The sequence below is a fragment of the Rhizobium viscosum genome, assembly GCF_014873945.1.
Classification (GTDB): domain Bacteria; phylum Pseudomonadota; class Alphaproteobacteria; order Rhizobiales; family Rhizobiaceae; genus Rhizobium; species Rhizobium viscosum.
In genome coordinates this window covers 1431373-1447436 of sequence record NZ_JADBEC010000001.1, presented here as the reverse complement: position 1 = coordinate 1447436, position 16064 = coordinate 1431373, and the positions used below count along the sequence as shown (strand labels likewise).

The 16064-nt window shown below is 60.1% G+C and carries 17 protein-coding genes and 1 tRNA gene; 10 read left to right on the top strand and 8 right to left on the bottom strand.

Going from position 1 to position 16064, the window contains the following annotated elements; translation table 11 throughout:
* Nucleotides 1–91 precede the first annotated feature (91 nt).
* Genes yidC through rpmH form a run of 3 tightly spaced genes read right to left on the bottom strand, consistent with a single transcriptional unit; the run spans nt 92 to nt 2443 of the window.
* Complete coding sequence (yidC, locus tag H4W29_RS07265) at nt 92–1885, bottom strand: membrane protein insertase YidC (RefSeq protein WP_192728324.1); 1794 nt, start codon at nt 1883–1885, stop codon at nt 92–94.
* A complete protein-coding gene (rnpA, locus tag H4W29_RS07260) occupies nt 1885–2286 on the bottom strand; it encodes a ribonuclease P protein component (RefSeq protein ID WP_192728323.1) in 402 nt (133 codons plus the stop codon). Before rnpA ends, yidC begins: the two co-directional genes overlap by 1 nt.
* A gap of 22 nt (nt 2287–2308) precedes the next feature.
* On the bottom strand, nt 2309–2443 hold the full coding sequence (rpmH, locus tag H4W29_RS07255) for a 50S ribosomal protein L34 (RefSeq protein ID WP_016552555.1): 135 nt from the start codon (nt 2441–2443) through the stop codon (nt 2309–2311).
* 454 nt (nt 2444–2897) lie between these two features.
* Here rpmH and H4W29_RS07250 point away from each other — a divergent pair, with 454 nt between their 5' ends.
* From H4W29_RS07250 to H4W29_RS07240, 3 genes are all read left to right on the top strand, one after another.
* Nucleotides 2898–4889, top strand: a complete 1992-nt coding sequence (locus H4W29_RS07250) for a methyl-accepting chemotaxis protein (protein WP_192728322.1) — start codon at nt 2898–2900, stop codon at nt 4887–4889.
* 152 nt (nt 4890–5041) lie between these two features.
* Nucleotides 5042–6559 (top strand): sensor histidine kinase, encoded by a 1518-nt coding sequence (locus tag H4W29_RS07245; protein ID WP_192728321.1) that lies wholly within the window; start codon nt 5042–5044, stop codon nt 6557–6559.
* A gap of 123 nt (nt 6560–6682) precedes the next feature.
* Nucleotides 6683–6759 (top strand) — tRNA-Arg (locus H4W29_RS07240).
* Nucleotides 6760–6952: 193 nt separating this feature from the next.
* On the opposite strand, the gene H4W29_RS07235 is transcribed toward H4W29_RS07240, so the two are convergent.
* The 3 genes from H4W29_RS07235 to H4W29_RS07225 are packed head-to-tail and all read right to left on the bottom strand — an operon-like array spanning nt 6953 to nt 8641.
* Complete coding sequence (locus tag H4W29_RS07235; RefSeq protein ID WP_246517137.1) at nt 6953–7630, bottom strand: methyltransferase family protein; 678 nt, start codon at nt 7628–7630, stop codon at nt 6953–6955.
* Nucleotides 7631–7645: 15 nt separating this feature from the next.
* Nucleotides 7646–7996, bottom strand: coding sequence for a hypothetical protein (locus H4W29_RS07230; protein ID WP_192728320.1), 351 nt, complete (start codon nt 7994–7996; stop codon nt 7646–7648).
* A gap of 27 nt (nt 7997–8023) precedes the next feature.
* Complete coding sequence (locus H4W29_RS07225) at nt 8024–8641, bottom strand: TetR/AcrR family transcriptional regulator (protein WP_246517288.1); 618 nt, start codon at nt 8639–8641, stop codon at nt 8024–8026.
* Nucleotides 8642–8694: 53 nt separating this feature from the next.
* Between H4W29_RS07225 and H4W29_RS07220 the strand changes: the two genes are divergently transcribed.
* Nucleotides 8695–9627: an NAD-dependent epimerase/dehydratase family protein gene (locus tag H4W29_RS07220; RefSeq protein ID WP_246517135.1), complete on the top strand. Its 933-nt coding sequence runs from the start codon at nt 8695–8697 to the stop codon at nt 9625–9627.
* A 62-nt stretch (nt 9628–9689) separates the two neighbouring features.
* Here the strand turns inward: H4W29_RS07220 and H4W29_RS07215 are convergent, their stop codons facing one another.
* Together H4W29_RS07215 and H4W29_RS07210 are read right to left on the bottom strand one after the other, a co-directional pair.
* On the bottom strand, nt 9690–10556 hold the full coding sequence (locus H4W29_RS07215; protein WP_210332151.1) for a methyltransferase domain-containing protein: 867 nt from the start codon (nt 10554–10556) through the stop codon (nt 9690–9692).
* Nucleotides 10557–10749: 193 nt separating this feature from the next.
* The gene (locus H4W29_RS07210) at nt 10750–11643 is read right to left on the bottom strand and encodes a LysR family transcriptional regulator (RefSeq protein ID WP_192728318.1); all 894 of its coding nucleotides are present in this window, start codon (nt 11641–11643) and stop codon (nt 10750–10752) included.
* Between the two features lie 240 nt (nt 11644–11883).
* Here H4W29_RS07210 and H4W29_RS07205 point away from each other — a divergent pair, with 240 nt between their 5' ends.
* The 6 genes from H4W29_RS07205 to H4W29_RS07180 all read left to right on the top strand — a co-directional run bounded on the left by H4W29_RS07205 (nt 11884) and on the right by H4W29_RS07180 (nt 16055).
* Nucleotides 11884–12057 (top strand): hypothetical protein, encoded by a 174-nt coding sequence (locus H4W29_RS07205; RefSeq protein ID WP_192728317.1) that lies wholly within the window; start codon nt 11884–11886, stop codon nt 12055–12057.
* On the top strand, nt 12054–13478 hold the full coding sequence (locus H4W29_RS07200; RefSeq protein WP_192728316.1) for an FAD-binding protein: 1425 nt from the start codon (nt 12054–12056) through the stop codon (nt 13476–13478). The genes H4W29_RS07205 and H4W29_RS07200 overlap by 4 nt, the downstream gene beginning before the upstream one ends.
* Before the next feature lie 190 nt (nt 13479–13668).
* Entirely contained in the window at nt 13669–13983 is a 315-nt protein-coding gene (locus tag H4W29_RS07195; protein ID WP_192728315.1) for a hypothetical protein, read from the top strand.
* Nucleotides 13984–14184: 201 nt separating this feature from the next.
* Nucleotides 14185–14556: a cell surface protein gene (locus H4W29_RS07190; RefSeq protein ID WP_192728314.1), complete on the top strand. Its 372-nt coding sequence runs from the start codon at nt 14185–14187 to the stop codon at nt 14554–14556.
* A gap of 155 nt (nt 14557–14711) precedes the next feature.
* Complete coding sequence (locus tag H4W29_RS07185) at nt 14712–14987, top strand: hypothetical protein (protein WP_192728313.1); 276 nt, start codon at nt 14712–14714, stop codon at nt 14985–14987.
* A gap of 402 nt (nt 14988–15389) precedes the next feature.
* Nucleotides 15390–16055, top strand: a complete 666-nt coding sequence (locus tag H4W29_RS07180; RefSeq protein WP_192728312.1) for a class I SAM-dependent methyltransferase — start codon at nt 15390–15392, stop codon at nt 16053–16055.
* The last annotated feature ends 9 nt before the right edge of the window (nt 16056–16064 follow it).

Genomic DNA, 16064 nt, shown 5'->3' with positions numbered 1-16064 from the left:
TTCATGTTTTTAAGACCTATTGTCAAGGTTCGCATCGTTGAGCGTTTCTGCGGCCCGAAACAAAAAGCCCCGCCGAAGCAGGGCTTTTCGACTATTTCGATGGCGCCGGTTTTCGCTTGAACAGGCCCTTCAGATTGTCGAAGAGCTCGATCTTCACGCCGTGACGCTTCATGATCACCGACTGCTGCAGCACCGAGAGCGTGTTGTTCCAGGCCCAGTAAATCACGAGGCCTGCCGGGAAGCTTGCAAGCATGAAGGTGAAGACCAGCGGCATCCAGTTGAAGATCATCGCCTGCGTCGGATCCGGCGGGGTCGGGTTCATGCGCATCTGCACGAACATCGTGACACCCATGATCAGCGGCCAGACGCCGAGATGCAGCAAGGCCGGCGCTTCGAAGGGCAGCAGGCCGAAGAGATTGACGATCGTCGTCGGATCGGGCGCCGAAAGGTCCCTGATCCAGCCGAAGAACGGTGCGTGGCGCATCTCGATAGTGATGTAGATCACCTTATAGAGCGAGAAAAAGATCGGGATCTGCAGCGCCACCGGCCAGCAGCCGGCAATCGGGTTGATCTTCTCTTCCTTGTAAAGCTGCATCATCGCCTGCTGCAGGCCCATCCGGTCGTCGCCGAACTTGGCCTTCAGCTCTTCCATCTTCGGCTGCACGCGCTTCATGTTCGCCATCGAAGCGTACTGCTTGCTGGCGAGCGGGAAGAACAGCGCCTTGACGACGATGGTCGTGCACAGGATCGCCACGCCGAAATTGCCGAAGTAGCGGAAGAAGAAGTCCATCAGCTTGAACATCGGCTGCGTCAGGAACCAGAACCAGCCCCAATCGATCAGGCGATCGAAATTCGGAATGGAATATTTCGCTTCATATTCGTCGACGACGGGCACTTCCTTGGCGCCGGCAAAGACGAGGTTCGTGACGTCGACCGTCGCTCCGGGAGCGATCGACAGGCCTTCACCCTTGAAATCGGCCTGGTAGCGCGGCTGACCGTCCGTGAAATGCGAGAAGCGGGAATCGAAGGGAACGGTCTGGCTCGGGATGAGAGCCGCAGCCCAATACTTGTCGGTAATGCCGATCCAGCCGCCGGTGACCGTCGGGTTGGACTGGTTTTCCTTTTCGATCGCCGTGTACTTGCTCTCGGAAATGCCGCTGCCGGCGCCGAGCACGCCGAGGAAGCCCTCATGCAGCACGTAGACCGAGGGCGTCGTCGGCTTGTTGTAGCGCGTCACGCGTCCGTAATTGGACAACGATACCGCGGCGTCGCCGCTATTGGTGATCTTGTCGACGACAGTGAACATGTACCGATCATCGACGGAAATCGTCCGCGTAAAGGTCAGGCCCTTGTCATTGGTGTAGGTCAGCGTCACCGGCGTCTTTTCGGTGAGCTTCGCACCCTCAGGCGCGGTCCAGATGGTAGATGGGCCGGGAACGGCGCCTGTCGCGTCGGTACCGATATAGCCGAATTCGGTGAAATAGCCGTCCTTGGTTTCAGCCGGCGAGAACAGCGTGATGATCGGGCTCGAGTCGTCGACGGTCTCGTGATAGGCCTTCAGCCTCAGATCGTCGAGGCGCGCACCGGCGAGGTTGATGGAGCCGGAGAGGGCAGCCGTGTCGATGGCAACACGCGGCGTTTTTGCCAGAGCTTCCTCGCGGGTAGCCGTCGCCGTGGCCTGGCCGGTGGGAGCTGCGCCGTTCGGCTGCGCGCTCTGGCCGCCGGCGGCAGGCTGCTGCGTCTGCTCGGTCTGCTGCTGTGCCTTCTGGGCTTCCTGCGCCTTGCGCTGAGCCTCGATGCGCGGGTTCATATAGAGGAACTGCCAGCCAAGGACGATCAGCACCGAGAGAGCGATCGCAATGAAGTAATTGCGGTTGTTTTGCATCATACGTTCCTGGGGCGCTCGTCTTTTGGGCGCCGGTGTTTCGACCTGGTTTCCACGCGGACTTTCAGTTCCGCGGCCAGTTCATCGAAGGACGCTGTCAAGACGTCCCTGCGAGCGACAACCACATAGTCGTGTCCGGGCTGCATTGCAAACCCTGCATGAAGCCGCACCGCCTCTTTCAGACGTCGCCGCATGCGGTTTCTTTCGACCGCGTTGCCATGTTTTTTGGTGACTGTGAAGCCGACACGGGCTTCGCTGTCTTCTTCTTTGCGGTTCAGGACCTCGAGAAGGAAGAGAGGGCCGCGGCGCTTTTCGCCTTCGCGGACTGCAAGAAATTGCGGGCGGCTCAAGAGCCGCCCGACAATCTGTTTGTCTTCTTTGGTCTTCAAGTCGCCCGTCATTTTCTATCGGGCAATTCCGGCCTTAGGCCGAAAGACGCTTGCGGCCGCGTGCACGGCGAGCAACGATGACCTTGCGGCCGCCCTTAGTGGCCATACGCGCACGGAAACCGTGGCGGCGCTTGCGAACAAGCTTCGAGGGCTGATAGGTACGCTTCATTTATTTAAACACCGCGGAGTGCGGCCCTTCTTGAATTTGCATAATGCAAGGAGCGTGGTTTTTCGAACGGACGGGGGCCTGAAAAGACCTTGAATGACCGGACGTGCGGCGGCTTATACGGATGAAGCCTGCCAAAGTCAATTATGACAGGCAGATTCCTCGGATCTGCGTGGCAAGCGCAAGATTTCGCACTCTAGCGTTAACGAATGCGGCTATTCACTATATGGTTGTATATTTCATCCATAAGCTTCCGAAAGCTTTCAGCCGCAACTTTTATTCCTTGAAGATGCTCGGCTTGAGACGAAGCATAACGTGCGCAACAGTAAATATGGGTAATTTCTTGTAGTCGGTATTGTTAATATTCGAAATACAACATTAACGAATTTACCCGATCTTTCAGTACATCGGCTGGGAATTCGCTTTCCAGCCATTGTGCGAAGCGAGGGAGCGTTCAGTGAAAATTCGCGGCAAAATCAATCTTCTTGTCTCCGTCATGGGTGGCGTTGCGCTTTTGATCGGTGCCACCGCGCTGTCGGCGATGAGCAAGTACAACGCGAACCTGACGGCTTATGAGCATGCTGCGGCCCGCGCCTACGCCGGCGAACGTCTCAATCGCTTCGTCACCGCCGTCGTTATGGAATCGCGCGGCATCTATGCTGCAAAGAGCCTGGAACAAACGCCAGCCTTCGCCAAGGGCCTGATGGCCGGTCTGGACGAGATCGACAAGGTCATCGCCGGTTGGGCACCACTTGTGCCTGACAGCGAGAAGGATACTTTCGCCAAGCTCATCGACCGCGCCAAGGAATTCCGTACTTTCCGCACTGAGACAGCCCGTCTCGGCACGCAGGTGAGCCCGCAGGCCGCCAACGAGCAGGGCAACAATGATGCCAACCGCGCCAACCGCAAGGCTTTCCAGGCCGAGATCGATGCGATCGTCAACACCGACAAGGCCGAGCTGACGGCCGTCAACGACGAGATCGAAGATTTCCGCAGCTGGATCCTGATGCTGGTGCTCAGCATTACCGGCATCGGTATCGCGGCAGGTGTCGGCATGGGTTTTTACATTGGCACCAGCCACCTGAGCCGGCCGATCAAGAAGGTGACGCAGGCGATCAAGGAGGTCGCAGACGGCAATTTCCAGGTCGAAGTACCCTTTGCCGGCCGCAAGGACGAAATCGGTGAGATGGCAGCTGCCGTTGCCGTCTTCAAGGAAAACGGCCTCGTCATCCAGCGTATGAACGCCCAGGAAGCGGCAATGCGTGCAAAGAGCGACGACCTGCAGTCCAGCATGTCCGTCGTCGTGGCGGCCGCTGCCGCCGGTGATTTCAGCCACCGTATCGACAAGGATTATGAAGACGAGAGCCTCAACCAGTTCGCCGGCAACATCAACAGGCTGCTGTCGAGCGTCGATGCCGGCGTCGACGAAACCCGCCGTGTCATTGCAAGCCTTGCTGAAGGCGACCTGACGCAGACCATGCGCGGCCAGTTCCAGGGCGCCTTTGCCGAACTGCAGAAAAACGTCAACAGTACGTTCGTGACGCTGCAGACGACCATGCGCGAGGTGCGCGAGACGACCGAAGCGATCAACGGCAATACCAATGAACTCAGGAACGCCAGCGACGATCTTTCCAAGCGCACGGAACAGCAGGCTGCCGCACTGGAGGAAACCTCCGCCGCTCTCGATGAGATCACCGCCGTTGTGCAGAACTCGACGGAACGCGCCCAGGAAGCGACCGTCATGGTCTCCGAGGCGAAGGACAATGCCGGTCGCTCCGGCGTCGTGGTCCGCAACGCCGTTGATGCCATGGGTCGTATCGAGCAGGCCTCTCGCGAAATCAGTCAGATCATCAATGTCATCGATGAGATCGCGTTCCAGACCAACCTGCTGGCGCTGAATGCCGGCGTCGAGGCCGCGCGCGCTGGTGAAGCAGGCAAGGGCTTTGCTGTCGTCGCCCAGGAAGTGCGCGAGCTCGCCCAGCGCTCGGCAACGGCCGCCAAGGATATCAAGGCGCTCATCACCAAGTCCGGCGACGAAGTGCAGGTCGGCGTCAAGCTGGTTCAGGCGACTGGCGAGGCGCTTTCCGAGATCGAGACGCGGGTCATCGCCATCAACGACCATATCCATTCGATCGCAACGGCGGCAAAGGAACAGTCGACCGGCCTCAAGGAGGTCAATACTGCCGTCAACCAGATGGATCAGGTTACCCAGCAGAACGCTGCGATGGTGGAAGAAACCTCCGCTGCGACCCACAAGCTGTCAGCCGAAGCCGATGGCCTCGTGCGCCTCATCTCCCGCTTCAAGGTTTCGAACGAGGCGTCCGTTGCCGTTGCCCGCCAGCAGCATCACCAGCCAGTCGCCTCTCCGGCGCGCCGCGCTATCGGCCGCGTCGCCCGTGCTTTCAGCGGCAGTACCGCTGTTGCGGAGCAGAACTGGGAAGAGTTCTGATAGCATTATGACCGGGATCGTAACGCCGCCTGCGGGCGGCGTTTTCGTTTGTGACGACTTGCCGCTCCTCGCAAAGATTTGAAAGCGGAGCATTCTGGTCTAATATAAGAACGCATTCTGATGGCGGCCTTTCGCCGCACGGACAAGACGAGATGCCGGTTCAAGACCAGGGCGAGACTTCCAGAGCGGAAAACATCGTGGCTAGTGAGGCTGCCAAGGGTTCGTATCCGCGTGCCGGCATGTTCAGCCGCCTTTCCGGCAAGCTGCTCTGGCTCACCGTCTTCTTCATTATGCTGGCGGAAATCCTGATCTTCTTTCCCTCCATCGCGAGCATGCGTGTCCGCTGGCTGGAGGATCGGCTGAATACGGCCGCCGCTGCCGCAATCGTCATCGACGGCCTGCAGCCGGTGGATCTGCCGCGTGCGCTGCAGAAGGAGACGCTGGAGGCGACCGGCACCAAGGCGATTGTACTGCGCAAGGATGGCACCTCCCGCCTGCTTGCCATGAGCGAAATGCCGACTTCCGTCGATGAATCCTACGACCTCACCGACATCCCGCCATTGACCGCGATGCGCGATGCGTTGGACACGCTGATCTTCGGCGGCAACCGCATGATCCGCGTCTATGGTGCGGTAGGCGAGACCAATACCGGCGTTGAAGTGGTGATGAAAGACCGGCCTCTGCGTAAGGCGATGTTGGTCTATGCCCGTAATGTGCTGCTGCTGTCGATCCTGATCTCGCTCTTTACTGGGACACTGATTTTCTTCGCCATCAACCGTATTCTTATCCGTCCGATCCGCAAACTGACAGGCAGCATGCAGCAATTCGCTGCCGATCCCGAAAATCCGCTGCACGTCTATGTCGGCGATGGCGGCCGCGACGAACTGGCTGTTGCCGGCCGCAATCTTACATCCATGCAGCTCGAACTGCAGAAGACGCTGAAGCAGCAGAAAAATCTTGCAGCACTCGGCCTCGCCGTCTCGAAGATCAACCACGACATGCGCAACATCCTGGCATCCGCCCAGCTCATGTCTGACCGCCTCGTCGATGTCGACGATCCCTTGGTGAAAAGCTTTGCGCCGAAGCTGCTGCGCACCATCGATCGCGCGGTCGGCTACACGACCGAAGTCCTCTCTTATGGCAAAGCAACCGAATCGCCACCGCGCCGCCGCCGCCTCCGCCTTTATGAGCTTGTGCAGGAGGTGAAGGACATCCTCGCCATCGAGCCACAAAGCGGCGTCGAGTTCATCGAGCAGATGGGACCCGATCTGGAAGTGGACGCCGATAGCGAGCAATTGTTCCGGATCATCCACAATCTCTGCCGCAACGCCCTGCAGGCGCTGACCTCGGGCGAGCAGGGGGCTGGGATCGTCAGGCGCATCACGGTCGCTGCCCAGCGCGTTGGCAGCGTCGTCAGCATCACGGTGGACGATACAGGCCCCGGCATGCCGTTGAAGGCGCGCCAGAACCTGTTTGCGGCCTTCCGCGGCTCGGCCCGCTCCGGCGGCACCGGTCTTGGTCTCACCATCGCCCGCGAGCTGGTGCTGGCCCACGGTGGCACGATCGCGCTTGTGGAAAAGCCCTCGGTCGGCACGCAGTTCCGCATCGAAATTCCGGATCGCCCCGTTTCGCTGGAAGATTACCGCAGCCGGTCGCACGCCGAAAAGTGATGCAATTTCCGCAGGGGAGCCTTGCCGAACCAAAGTCGCGATTTTTTTCGAATTGCTCTTGCATTGCCCGAAAAGACCCTTTAGAGAACCGCCCACGCAAGCGGCATGGCCGCCACTGCAGACGCACCCGTAGCTCAGCTGGATAGAGCACCAGACTACGAATCTGGGGGTCAGGAGTTCGAATCTCTTCGGGTGCGCCATTTCCTCCGAATCTACGACTGCAGGCGAACGACTCTCCCAGACCGCGATGGCGAACTTCATTGTCGTAAGGCGGTGTGCGTAGCTCTCGGCGTCCGCAATATGAGATACTCTTCAGCACCGGAAACGGGTCGGGCGCGAATCGCTCGCTCCGGCCTCGCTCGCGCCCGATTGGTGCGTGAAGAGGTGATCTTCTTACCAAAGGCGGGGCAACAGCCGGTAGCGTACATTTCGCTGATAGGCTTCGTAGCCCTCCAATTCGTCACGCAGCATTCTTTCCTCGTCGAGGATACGCAAAACCAGGATCGGAATCGTGGCAATCACGAGAATGATGCCCCACCAGGAGCCAAGTGCTAGCGGCGTTCCAAGCACCATGATGAGGACGCCGACATACATCGGATGTCGGACGATGGCGTAGGGGCCGGTGGTGATCACCTTCTGCCCTTCCATCTTCTCAATGGTGGATGCTCCGTAGCTGTTTTCGCGGAAGACACGCAGATCGATCATCAGCCCAAGCGCAACGAGGGCGTTTCCGATGACCGAGAGCCAGGTCGGAACTTGTGACCAGCCAAAGCGGTGGTCGAGCGCCGAAACAATCAGCATAAGGCAGAAAAACGCAAACGACACCGTGATGATGATCTTCTGCACCGGTCTGGTCTCTGCCGCCGGTCCGGCCCTGACACGTCTTTCGAGCAGTGTGGGGTTAGCCAGTGCGAGATAGACGCCGATCATGGTGGTCGAAGCACTGAATACGGCGACGAACGTCCATCCTTGCCAGTAAGTCAGGGTGCCGGCAGGTATGAAGATGAGACTGCAAAAGACGATAAGGCCAACAATAGTCGTTTTGAGGGTGCGCAAGAGCAGTTGCATCATGTCCTCCGCTGGTTTTTACAGGCCCATCAGCGAGAGCCCCACAACTGCCCCCATCAGGCACCAGCCAATATGCCGGCCGCGGCTGGCGACGGCGTTGCCGATTGCTGCATAACTGTAGGCAACGATTGCAACCATGATGATGCATCGCCGCGCGTTTTCAGATCCAAGGGCGGGCGCCGCGATGAGCAGCGCGCCGATGCAGATCCAGTCGATGGTGCTTGCCTGCCAGACCATACGGAGCAGGCGTCGCGTTCGCTTCGACTCGATGTGAGCTTTCGGAAACACCTGCAGTTCGGCAATAGCGCCATGCCCGATAGCGACGAGGATCGCCAATGTGCCGGCGATCTGAAGTGTCAGGTCTCTCATGCGTCACCTCATTCGATCGATAAGACCTCAGCCTCCCGTTGCCGTGTCAGCGCGTCCGTGTCGCAATCCCAACCAGGCGACATCCAATACGACTTCAATGATCTCTTCGCGCGTCGGTCCCGGATTATCGAGCCACCATACGGCAATCGCGTGGAGGCCCTCCTTCAGAAACTCTGTGGTGCCCCGTAAATGCCACGACGACGTTCGACCGGGCAGGAGCTCGGCCAGCAGGACAGAGATGCCTCTGGATGCGCCGGCCTGGACCTCGCGCGAGAGCTTCGCCGCAACCGGGTCTCCCGCCGGAACCGTCAGCAACACGCGGGCGGCATCGGGTGTTTGCTCGACGAATTCAAGGAAGGCGTCGATCGACCGGCGGAACTTTTGCTCTGGGCTGCCGTCGTCTTGCGCGATCGCCTTGCCCCTGGCGATCAGGCTGTCGCGGATCGACTCGAGTACCGCCAGGAAAAGCGCCTGTTTCGAAGGAAAATGATCGTAGAGCACCGGCTTGGTGATCTCCGCGCGCGTCGCGATGCCGTCCATTTTCGTGCCGTCGTACCCGTCGCGCGCAAATGCAGATACGGCGGCCTCGATAATTATGCCCCGCCGTTCTTCCGCGCTCAGACGCTTGCGTACCCTTGACTTCATCGGGGCCAATACTAACCTACCCTGGAGTAGGTTAGCAAGTCATGAGGTGAGCCATGCGCATTTTCGTTGCAGGCGCGACGGGCGCCGTCGGACGCCGTCTGGTTCCCCGCTTGGTTGGCAGCGGGCATAGCGTGATCGGATTGACAAGAACACCCGCGAAAACTGGCTTTCTGCGGGAGCTCGGCGCCGAGCCGGTGGTCGCCGACGCGCTAAATGAGACAGCCATTCACGCCGCGATCGTTGCCGCACGTCCGGATGTGATCGTGCATCAACTCACAGATTTGAAAGGTGCTTCGGACCTGCGCAAATTCGACCGTGCCTTCGCAAGCAGCAACCGCCTGCGCACCGCCGGAACTGACTATCTGCTTGCAGCCGCACGCGACTGCGGCGTGAAGCGGATGGTCGCGCAAAGCTTCTGCGGCTGGCCTTATGCGCGGGTTGGCGGATACGTGAAAGCCGAGGATGATCCGCTCGATCGGGATCCACCACAGGAGCTCCGCGGCACGCTCGAAGCGATCCGTTATCTCGAGCATGCCGTTACGACGGCACCGGGAATCGTCGGCGTCGCGCTACGCTATGGTGGATTCTATGGCTCCGATACAGGCCTCTTCGATCCGCCCGTGATCGAACGGATCCGCAGGCGCCGCATGCCGCTGATCGGCGGCGGCACGGCGTGGTGGTCTTTCCTGCATATCGACGATGCCGCGGAGGCGACCGCACTCGCCGTCGAGCGTGGTGAGGGCATCTACAATATCGTCGACGACGATCCCGCGCCCGTGCATGACTGGCTCACCGAGATCGCTGCAATGCTTGGCGCAAAACCGCCATGTACCGGCATGGCTTGGTCGCCTTGCCGCCGGGCAGCACATCGTCGTCATGATGACACAGTCGCGCGCGGGATCGAACGCCAAGGCCAAGCGAGAATTCGCGTGGTCGCCGCGCCATCCATCGTGGCGGCAGGGATTTGCCGAAATCATCCAAAATGAAGTGCGGCCGGCGGCATAGGTAAGCCGTGCATCCTCGGAGTGGGCTGGCGCCAGCTTCGGAATCAGAGTGCTCCAGCCGAAACGTAGTTCTCAGAGACCGAGGCCGTGCTCGTCTCTAGTGGCTTACGGCCGATCGTTTCGTAGAACAGATGCGAGGTCACGAGCCTGCCTGGATCGGCCAGGTCATACCGCAGCGCTGCGATCAGGTCGTTCAGTTCACTCTCGTCGGCGAATTTCTCATGGATGAGCGCATCGCTGCAGTTGGTTACAAAATCCAGCAGGATCGTGCGCCTCGCATGTCCTGGTGGATATATATTCACGATTGGACTCACCTCGATTTCAACGAGCCCGACATCGCGTAACAGGCGGTGGGTCTTCCGGCCGATGAACAGATCGACCCCGTGCGTTTCGGCATAGGCGGCATAGATCTCCAGCGAACGGTCCCATGCCTGCGACGGCGGATCGCACAGAAGCACACCGAAATCGGCTTCGTAGCTCGCAACAATGCCGCCCGGCCGCACCAACCCAGCCATTTCTGCGACGATGCGCTCCGGCTCCGGCACATTCACGAGAACGAGGCGGGCGGTGACGAGATCGAAGGCGCCGGAAGGAAGTCCGCTTGCCTTGGCGTCGGCCTCGACGATCTCGACATTGGCAATCCGTTCCGCCGCGATCAACCGGCGCGCGGCCTCTGCAAACACCGCATTCCTTTCGACGCCGATGACCTGTCCTTGGATGCCCACGCGCGCTGCAAGGATATCCAGAAGTCCGCGCGGACCGCAGCCAAGATCGACCACCCGAGCGCCCCTGGTGACCTTCAGACGATCGACAAAGCGCTCCGCCTCCGGCACGAGCAACTCGGTCTGTTCCAGGAGCCGGCGGCTTTCGGCTTCGCCGTGCCCAAGCAGGTAGAAATCTTCCTTCAGCATGTCCCCTGTCCTTCGACTGAGATGCCCTGCAGCATCGGTCAACGGATGGCGCATCACAATCGGCCTCGGGCGCGATTTACTCTTCCGGAATGCGGGAGAATATGAGCGAGCTGCAGCGCGCCCTGGAGGCTGCCTTGGGCGTCACCGGGAAGGGCAGTTGGACCGGCACGGTCTGTCTCCTCAGGCCGCTGGCCTACAGCCGCTCGCGCTTCAGCCGGGCCGCCAGCTCATCCACGAACAGGCGTGTTTTGGCGAGAGGTATCTTGCCGGACGGCCACACAGCGTAAATTGGAATCTTGCTATCCTCGAAGTCTTCGAGGACCAGTTCCACGGCGCCCTCATCGACGAGGCTGCGGATTTGCCATAGCGGCGTGAGCCCGATGCCGAGTCCGCCTGCCACGGCGGCATGTGTTGCAGCCGCACTGTCGCTGCCGAAGCGACCATGCACCCGCACGGCTTTCCGTCGCCCACCGATCCGGAACGTCCATGTCTCGCCAGATCCTTCGGCATGGCGCAGAATGCATTGATGCCGTATCAGATCGTCGGGATGCTCGGGGCGGCCATGTGTCGCAAAGTAGGCAGGCGATCCGAAGACCACGGCGCGAAGATCGCCGAGGCGCCGTGCCTTGAGGCTGGAATCGGCCATATCCCTGATCCGCACTGCCAGGTCTAGGCCCTCTTCCAGCAAATCGACCATGCGGTCGGAGACCTTGAGCTGGATCTCGATTGCCGGATGGCGCTCCATGAAAGCCGTGATTGCGGGTAGCACATAAGTGGGCGCGAAGAGGACCGGGGCCGCTATCCTGAGCAGGCCGGCCGGCTCGCTGCGCGCATCGGCAGCTTCTAACCTGGCATCGTTGATTTCGGCCAACGCTGGTTTGACGCGATCGTAGAAGGTTCGTCCGGCTTCCGTCAGATATGAGTGGCGGGTGGTGCGCCGCACCAATTCGACGCCGACGCTCTGTTCCAGTGCCGCAAGCGAGCGGTTGATGGACTGTAGCGACCGGCGCAGGTGACGCGCCGCGGCGGTCTGGCCGCCCTTCTCGGCGATGGCCAGGAAGGCCTCGAGGTCATCCAGTCGCTCCATACGCATTCTCTCGTTTTGCGGAAAAGTATATCGCATTCGCTGCCAATTGTCGCGTCGCAGGACCCTCTCCATCTACGGGTGACGCCCCGGCCCTGTGCCAGATGTCGTTCATACAGGCGGAGACTTCACTATGAGCAAAACATTCGAAGCGTCGCGAATTCCTTATATCAGCGACCGAACTGGCGGCGCCGAATAGGCGCTGTTGCGCTGCGGGCCAGGTTTCGTGCTGAATGCCGCGCCATGCCCGCGTCAAAGAGCTGGAAGCTCTCGACGACCACCTGCTGCGATATCGCGCTGAGCCGCAGCCACTGTGAACTCGGCCATACGGCCAGAGTTCGGACCCGCATGGGCAGCTCCAGCACGCCGGGCGTCAATCGCCACACAGGCATTCTCTCTTACGGAGGCATCTCATGACACTCAATAGACGTAAACTACTCGGCGGCGGCCTCACCTGTGCCGCGGTATTTGCCACGGACGCGACGACGCCAACAGGAGCCGTCGATAGCCCTGGGCTCCCGGCTGGTACATTCACCCGCAGCGCCAAGGCGATCGGCGAAGCGTCGGAAGATTTCGGGCACATCATCCACCGGCCGCCTCGTGCCGTGTTCAGGCCGTCCTCCACCGCCGAAGTCGGAACAGCGATCCGATGGGCGGGGGACAGGGGGCTGAAGGTTGCGGCCCGTGGGCAGGGTCATTCGACCTATGGCCGCGCCATGGCGGAGGGCGGTATCGTGATCGACATGCGCGGGATAAACGCCATCCAGCATGTGGATGCGGATCGCATTGTCGTCGGCGCTGGCGCTACGTGGCGCGAGGTGCTTACGGCAACCCTGTCTAAGGGCCTTACTCCGCCGGTTCTCACGAATTATCTGGAACTATCGGTCGGCGGTACGCTCGCCGTTGGCGGCATCGGCGGAACGACGTCACGCCACGGCATGCAGGCCGACAATGTCCTCGAACTGGATGTCGTGACGGGGGATGGCCGGGAACTCACCTGTTCGGCCGACCTCAACCCCGATCTTTTCGATGCTATCAGGGGCGGGCTTGGCCAGTGTGCCGTCATCACGCGGGCGACGCTGCGCCTGATCCGAGCGCCCGGGCGGGTGCATCGGTTCCAGTTGTTCTATCCCGATTTCAGGTCGTTGACCGCCGATCAGCGTCTTATGCTGGCAGACGGACGCTTCGACCAGCTGCAGGGGGCGATCCTTCCTGATGGAGCGGGCGGCTGGCGTTACCAGCTCGACGGGGCCATCTTCCACGACGGCGACGCGGCACCGGATCTGGAGGTGCTCGACGGATTGTCGGATCAGCGCGACGGGGCGGTGGTTTCAGACCTCACGTACCTTGAGGACGCCAGCGCCTTTGCCAGGCTGGAGGCCCTCCTGCGGTCGAACGGCCAGTGGGCCAATCCGCATCCCTGGTGGCTCACCTTCCTGCGCGGCTCCCATGCTGAGCGTATCGCCGCCGAGATTCTGCAGGATCTGACCAGCGATGATGTCGGCCCCTTCGGGCGCATCACTTATTATCCACTCCTGACAGGCGCCTTACTGAGCCCTTTCGTCCGAATGCCGGCCGAGGACGTCGCCTTTCCCTTCAACATCATCCGTTTTCCTTCCTCGAACGCTGCCGCCGGGAGCAAGGCCATGGTTGCGAAGAACCGTGCGCTTTATGAGCGCGTCCGCAGCGAGGGTGCAGTTCTGTATCCGGTCAGCGCTTTCCCGATGACAGGCGATGACTGGCAGGATCACTTCGGGCCGGCCTGGCCGCGCCTGCGCCAGGCCAAGGAGCGTTATGACCCCCGACATACGCTAACTCCCGGCTACCAGGTTTTCTAATTGCTTGCCTTTGCTGAGGACCGCGGTCGAAGGCTGGTACCGTGGCCGGACATCCATCTTGAGGCCACGGCCCCAAGCTCTGATGGACGTCACGATACCAGCTCCCCACCTCCGCGCCTAGTTTCGCGCAACCTTCGGCGTCTATCTGCGGAAGCGATGGATTGTGTCGGGCGAGAAGCCGGAGGGTTGGATGATGACGAGAATTGTTGGTGTCGTTGGTCTCGTCGCGACGATGGCTGCTCTGGCAGGCTGTATCGATCGCGCCAATGCGCCTGTGCTCGTGCCGGTCGCGTCACCCGTCAATCCGCCTGGTGTCACCCACAGCCTCTGTATGTCCGATGCCAACGCCATGTATGATGAGGCAAACAAGCAGTACGACCTGCGTGCGCAGATGACCGGGCACCGCGACGCGATGGAACGGGAAACCAATGCAAGCAGCGCGGCTCACAGGCAATATGTCTCCTGCGTCGCAAGCCAGGGCTATCGTCCTTTGTACGCGAATTGAGAATGGTGAATTCACGCAGCCGATGAATTGTTGCAGGAGCCCACTCGACCTGCTTCTGCAAATCGCAAATTTTGATTTTTTGTGTCTTTCAGTCACGCCGGATCGCCTGCAATCACAAGTGCAGGAAGCTACGTGTGATGGCGGAACTTCGCGCGCATAGAACGCATTTTTCTTAGGTAAATCCAGTAAGGAGGGTTTATCATGAAAATGCTTAATCTAGCCCCGTCCGCCTTTGCGATCAGCGCTCTTCTCGCCCTCTCGTCTACCGTTCCCGCGCTGGCGGCGCCCGTTCAGCAGGCCCGGATCCCGGTCCCGTCGAATGTGGAAATGGTGCAATATAAAGCACATGCCGGCTATTGGCATGGCTTTCATGGGTTCCGCACGGAACGCCCCGGTACCCGCCGTCACTCCGACGGCTACTGGTATCCGCTTGCTGCGTTCGGCGTCGAAGCCGGCACTACGGGCTCGATTGTCCGCCAACCCGAAAATCGCCCTGCACCCAAAACTATGTGCAACCCCACGTTTACCGGCACGATCGGACCCGGCAGCATGCCGTGCGATAACGGCTACTGAGCCGGCAAAGAAAAAGGCGGCCAAAAGCCGCCTTTTTCGCGTCCGTATTCGGAACTCACGTATCCGTGATCGCTGTTGCGGCCCAGTAGAATATGACAAATCCGCTTCCTAGCTCCTTGGCGTAAATTCCAACCATCCTCCCAAGGAGACAAGAAATGGTCAATATCGTGAAGAATGGCCTCGTGGCCGTAGCCCTTGGCGCAATCGTCAGCGTTTCGGCTTTCGCATCTGCCAACGCAGCCCCGGCGCAACAGCAGCAGGTCGTAAAGCAGCAGAAGAACACGAACGCTCGCAAAGAGCCGCGTACCACCGGATCCGTCAATGGTGCTTCCACCAGCTCCGAATCTTACCAGTACGGCCGGAAGAAGTCGCTCAATATGGCTTGCAGCCTGCGCTTCAACCCGACCAGCAGTTCGGGCTGCAATTACTGAAGCCGCTTGCAGACATAGGCGAGGGATGGCGCCGACATCCCTGTCGCGAAAAGAGGGCAGCCTTCACGGCTGCCTTTTTCGTTCTGGGGGAAAATGGCACATCACAGCATCGAAGGGGAACGGTGAGGTCGCAGCAGGCCTGCCACAGCCTTTATTGGTCGCGGCTCCCCTTGTGCGGGCATGTCTTTAGCCGTGTAAATTGCATCAGGTTTGGCGCGTCGCAGCTATCGGATTACACTTCGTTGCACAAAATGCAAAAATACAGTAAGTACAAATATGCATGAATTATTGTGCGAAAAGCCATGCGTAAAGACGATGGATTGACGGGCCCGCCTTGGAATTGCCATGCTGCGAGAGATCGTCGCTTCGCTAGTCAATCGCATTTCAGACGGTAGGAAAATCATGATCGCAAAGACTGCATGCTCCGATTTCCTGCATTTTTTTCGGTCTTGGCTGAACAACCCGCTGAGGGTTGCGGCCATTGCGCCCTCCGGTGATTCGCTTGCGCGGATCATGACCAGTGAGATCGCAGCGCTCGACGGTCCGATCATCGAGCTTGGACCAGGCACCGGCGTCTTTACCCGCGCGCTGCTTGCGCGCGGTATCAGCGAATCCGATCTGACGCTGATCGAATATGGTCCTGAATTCATCGGGTCGCTTCAGAAGCGTTTTCCAGATGCACGCATCCTGCAGATGGATGCCGCTCAGTTGGCGCAGGCTGATATATTCGAGGGTGAACCCGTCGGCGCCGTCGTCAGCGGCTTGCCGTTGCTTTCCATGTCGCCGCGCAAGATCGCCTCGATCCTTGCCGGTGCCTTCGTCTATATGCGGGCCGGCGGCGCCTTCTATCAGTTTACCTATGGGCCGCGCTGTCCCGTGCCGCGTCCGATCCTTGACCGCCTGGGCCTGAAAGCCACGCGCATCGGCGGCACGGTGCGCAACCTGCCGCCAGCCTCCGTTTACCGGATTTCGCGCCGCAAACCACTGGAGCTTTCGCGTGAGCGTTTCAAATATCGCAGCAGCGGAGCGGATATCGAGATCGCCGCTTTCTCCGAAGCGGATGACTGAATGACACCT

Bases quoted from the DNA above. Each gene is read 5' to 3' on its own strand.
- yidC (WP_192728324.1), bottom strand. From the start codon at position 1,885: ATGCAAAACAACCGCAATTACTTCATTGCGATCGCTCTCTCGGTGCTG.
- H4W29_RS07235 (WP_246517137.1), bottom strand. From the start codon at position 7,630: ATGATGCAACTGCTCTTGCGCACCCTCAAAACGACTATTGTTGGCCTT.
- H4W29_RS07190 (WP_192728314.1), top strand. From the start codon at position 14,185: ATGAAAATGCTTAATCTAGCCCCGTCCGCCTTTGCGATCAGCGCTCTT.
- rnpA (WP_192728323.1), bottom strand. From the start codon at position 2,286: ATGACGGGCGACTTGAAGACCAAAGAAGACAAACAGATTGTCGGGCGG.
- H4W29_RS07205 (WP_192728317.1), top strand. From the start codon at position 11,884: ATGCCCGCGTCAAAGAGCTGGAAGCTCTCGACGACCACCTGCTGCGAT.
- H4W29_RS07200 (WP_192728316.1), top strand. From the start codon at position 12,054: ATGACACTCAATAGACGTAAACTACTCGGCGGCGGCCTCACCTGTGCC.
- H4W29_RS07245 (WP_192728321.1), top strand. From the start codon at position 5,042: ATGCCGGTTCAAGACCAGGGCGAGACTTCCAGAGCGGAAAACATCGTG.
- H4W29_RS07215 (WP_210332151.1), bottom strand. From the start codon at position 10,556: ATGCTGAAGGAAGATTTCTACCTGCTTGGGCACGGCGAAGCCGAAAGC.
- H4W29_RS07195 (WP_192728315.1), top strand. From the start codon at position 13,669: ATGATGACGAGAATTGTTGGTGTCGTTGGTCTCGTCGCGACGATGGCT.
- H4W29_RS07210 (WP_192728318.1), bottom strand. From the start codon at position 11,643: ATGGAGCGACTGGATGACCTCGAGGCCTTCCTGGCCATCGCCGAGAAG.
- H4W29_RS07180 (WP_192728312.1), top strand. From the start codon at position 15,390: ATGATCGCAAAGACTGCATGCTCCGATTTCCTGCATTTTTTTCGGTCT.
- rpmH (WP_016552555.1), bottom strand. From the start codon at position 2,443: ATGAAGCGTACCTATCAGCCCTCGAAGCTTGTTCGCAAGCGCCGCCAC.
- H4W29_RS07225 (WP_246517288.1), bottom strand. From the start codon at position 8,641: ATGAAGTCAAGGGTACGCAAGCGTCTGAGCGCGGAAGAACGGCGGGGC.
- H4W29_RS07230 (WP_192728320.1), bottom strand. From the start codon at position 7,996: ATGAGAGACCTGACACTTCAGATCGCCGGCACATTGGCGATCCTCGTC.
- H4W29_RS07185 (WP_192728313.1), top strand. From the start codon at position 14,712: ATGGTCAATATCGTGAAGAATGGCCTCGTGGCCGTAGCCCTTGGCGCA.
- H4W29_RS07220 (WP_246517135.1), top strand. From the start codon at position 8,695: ATGCGCATTTTCGTTGCAGGCGCGACGGGCGCCGTCGGACGCCGTCTG.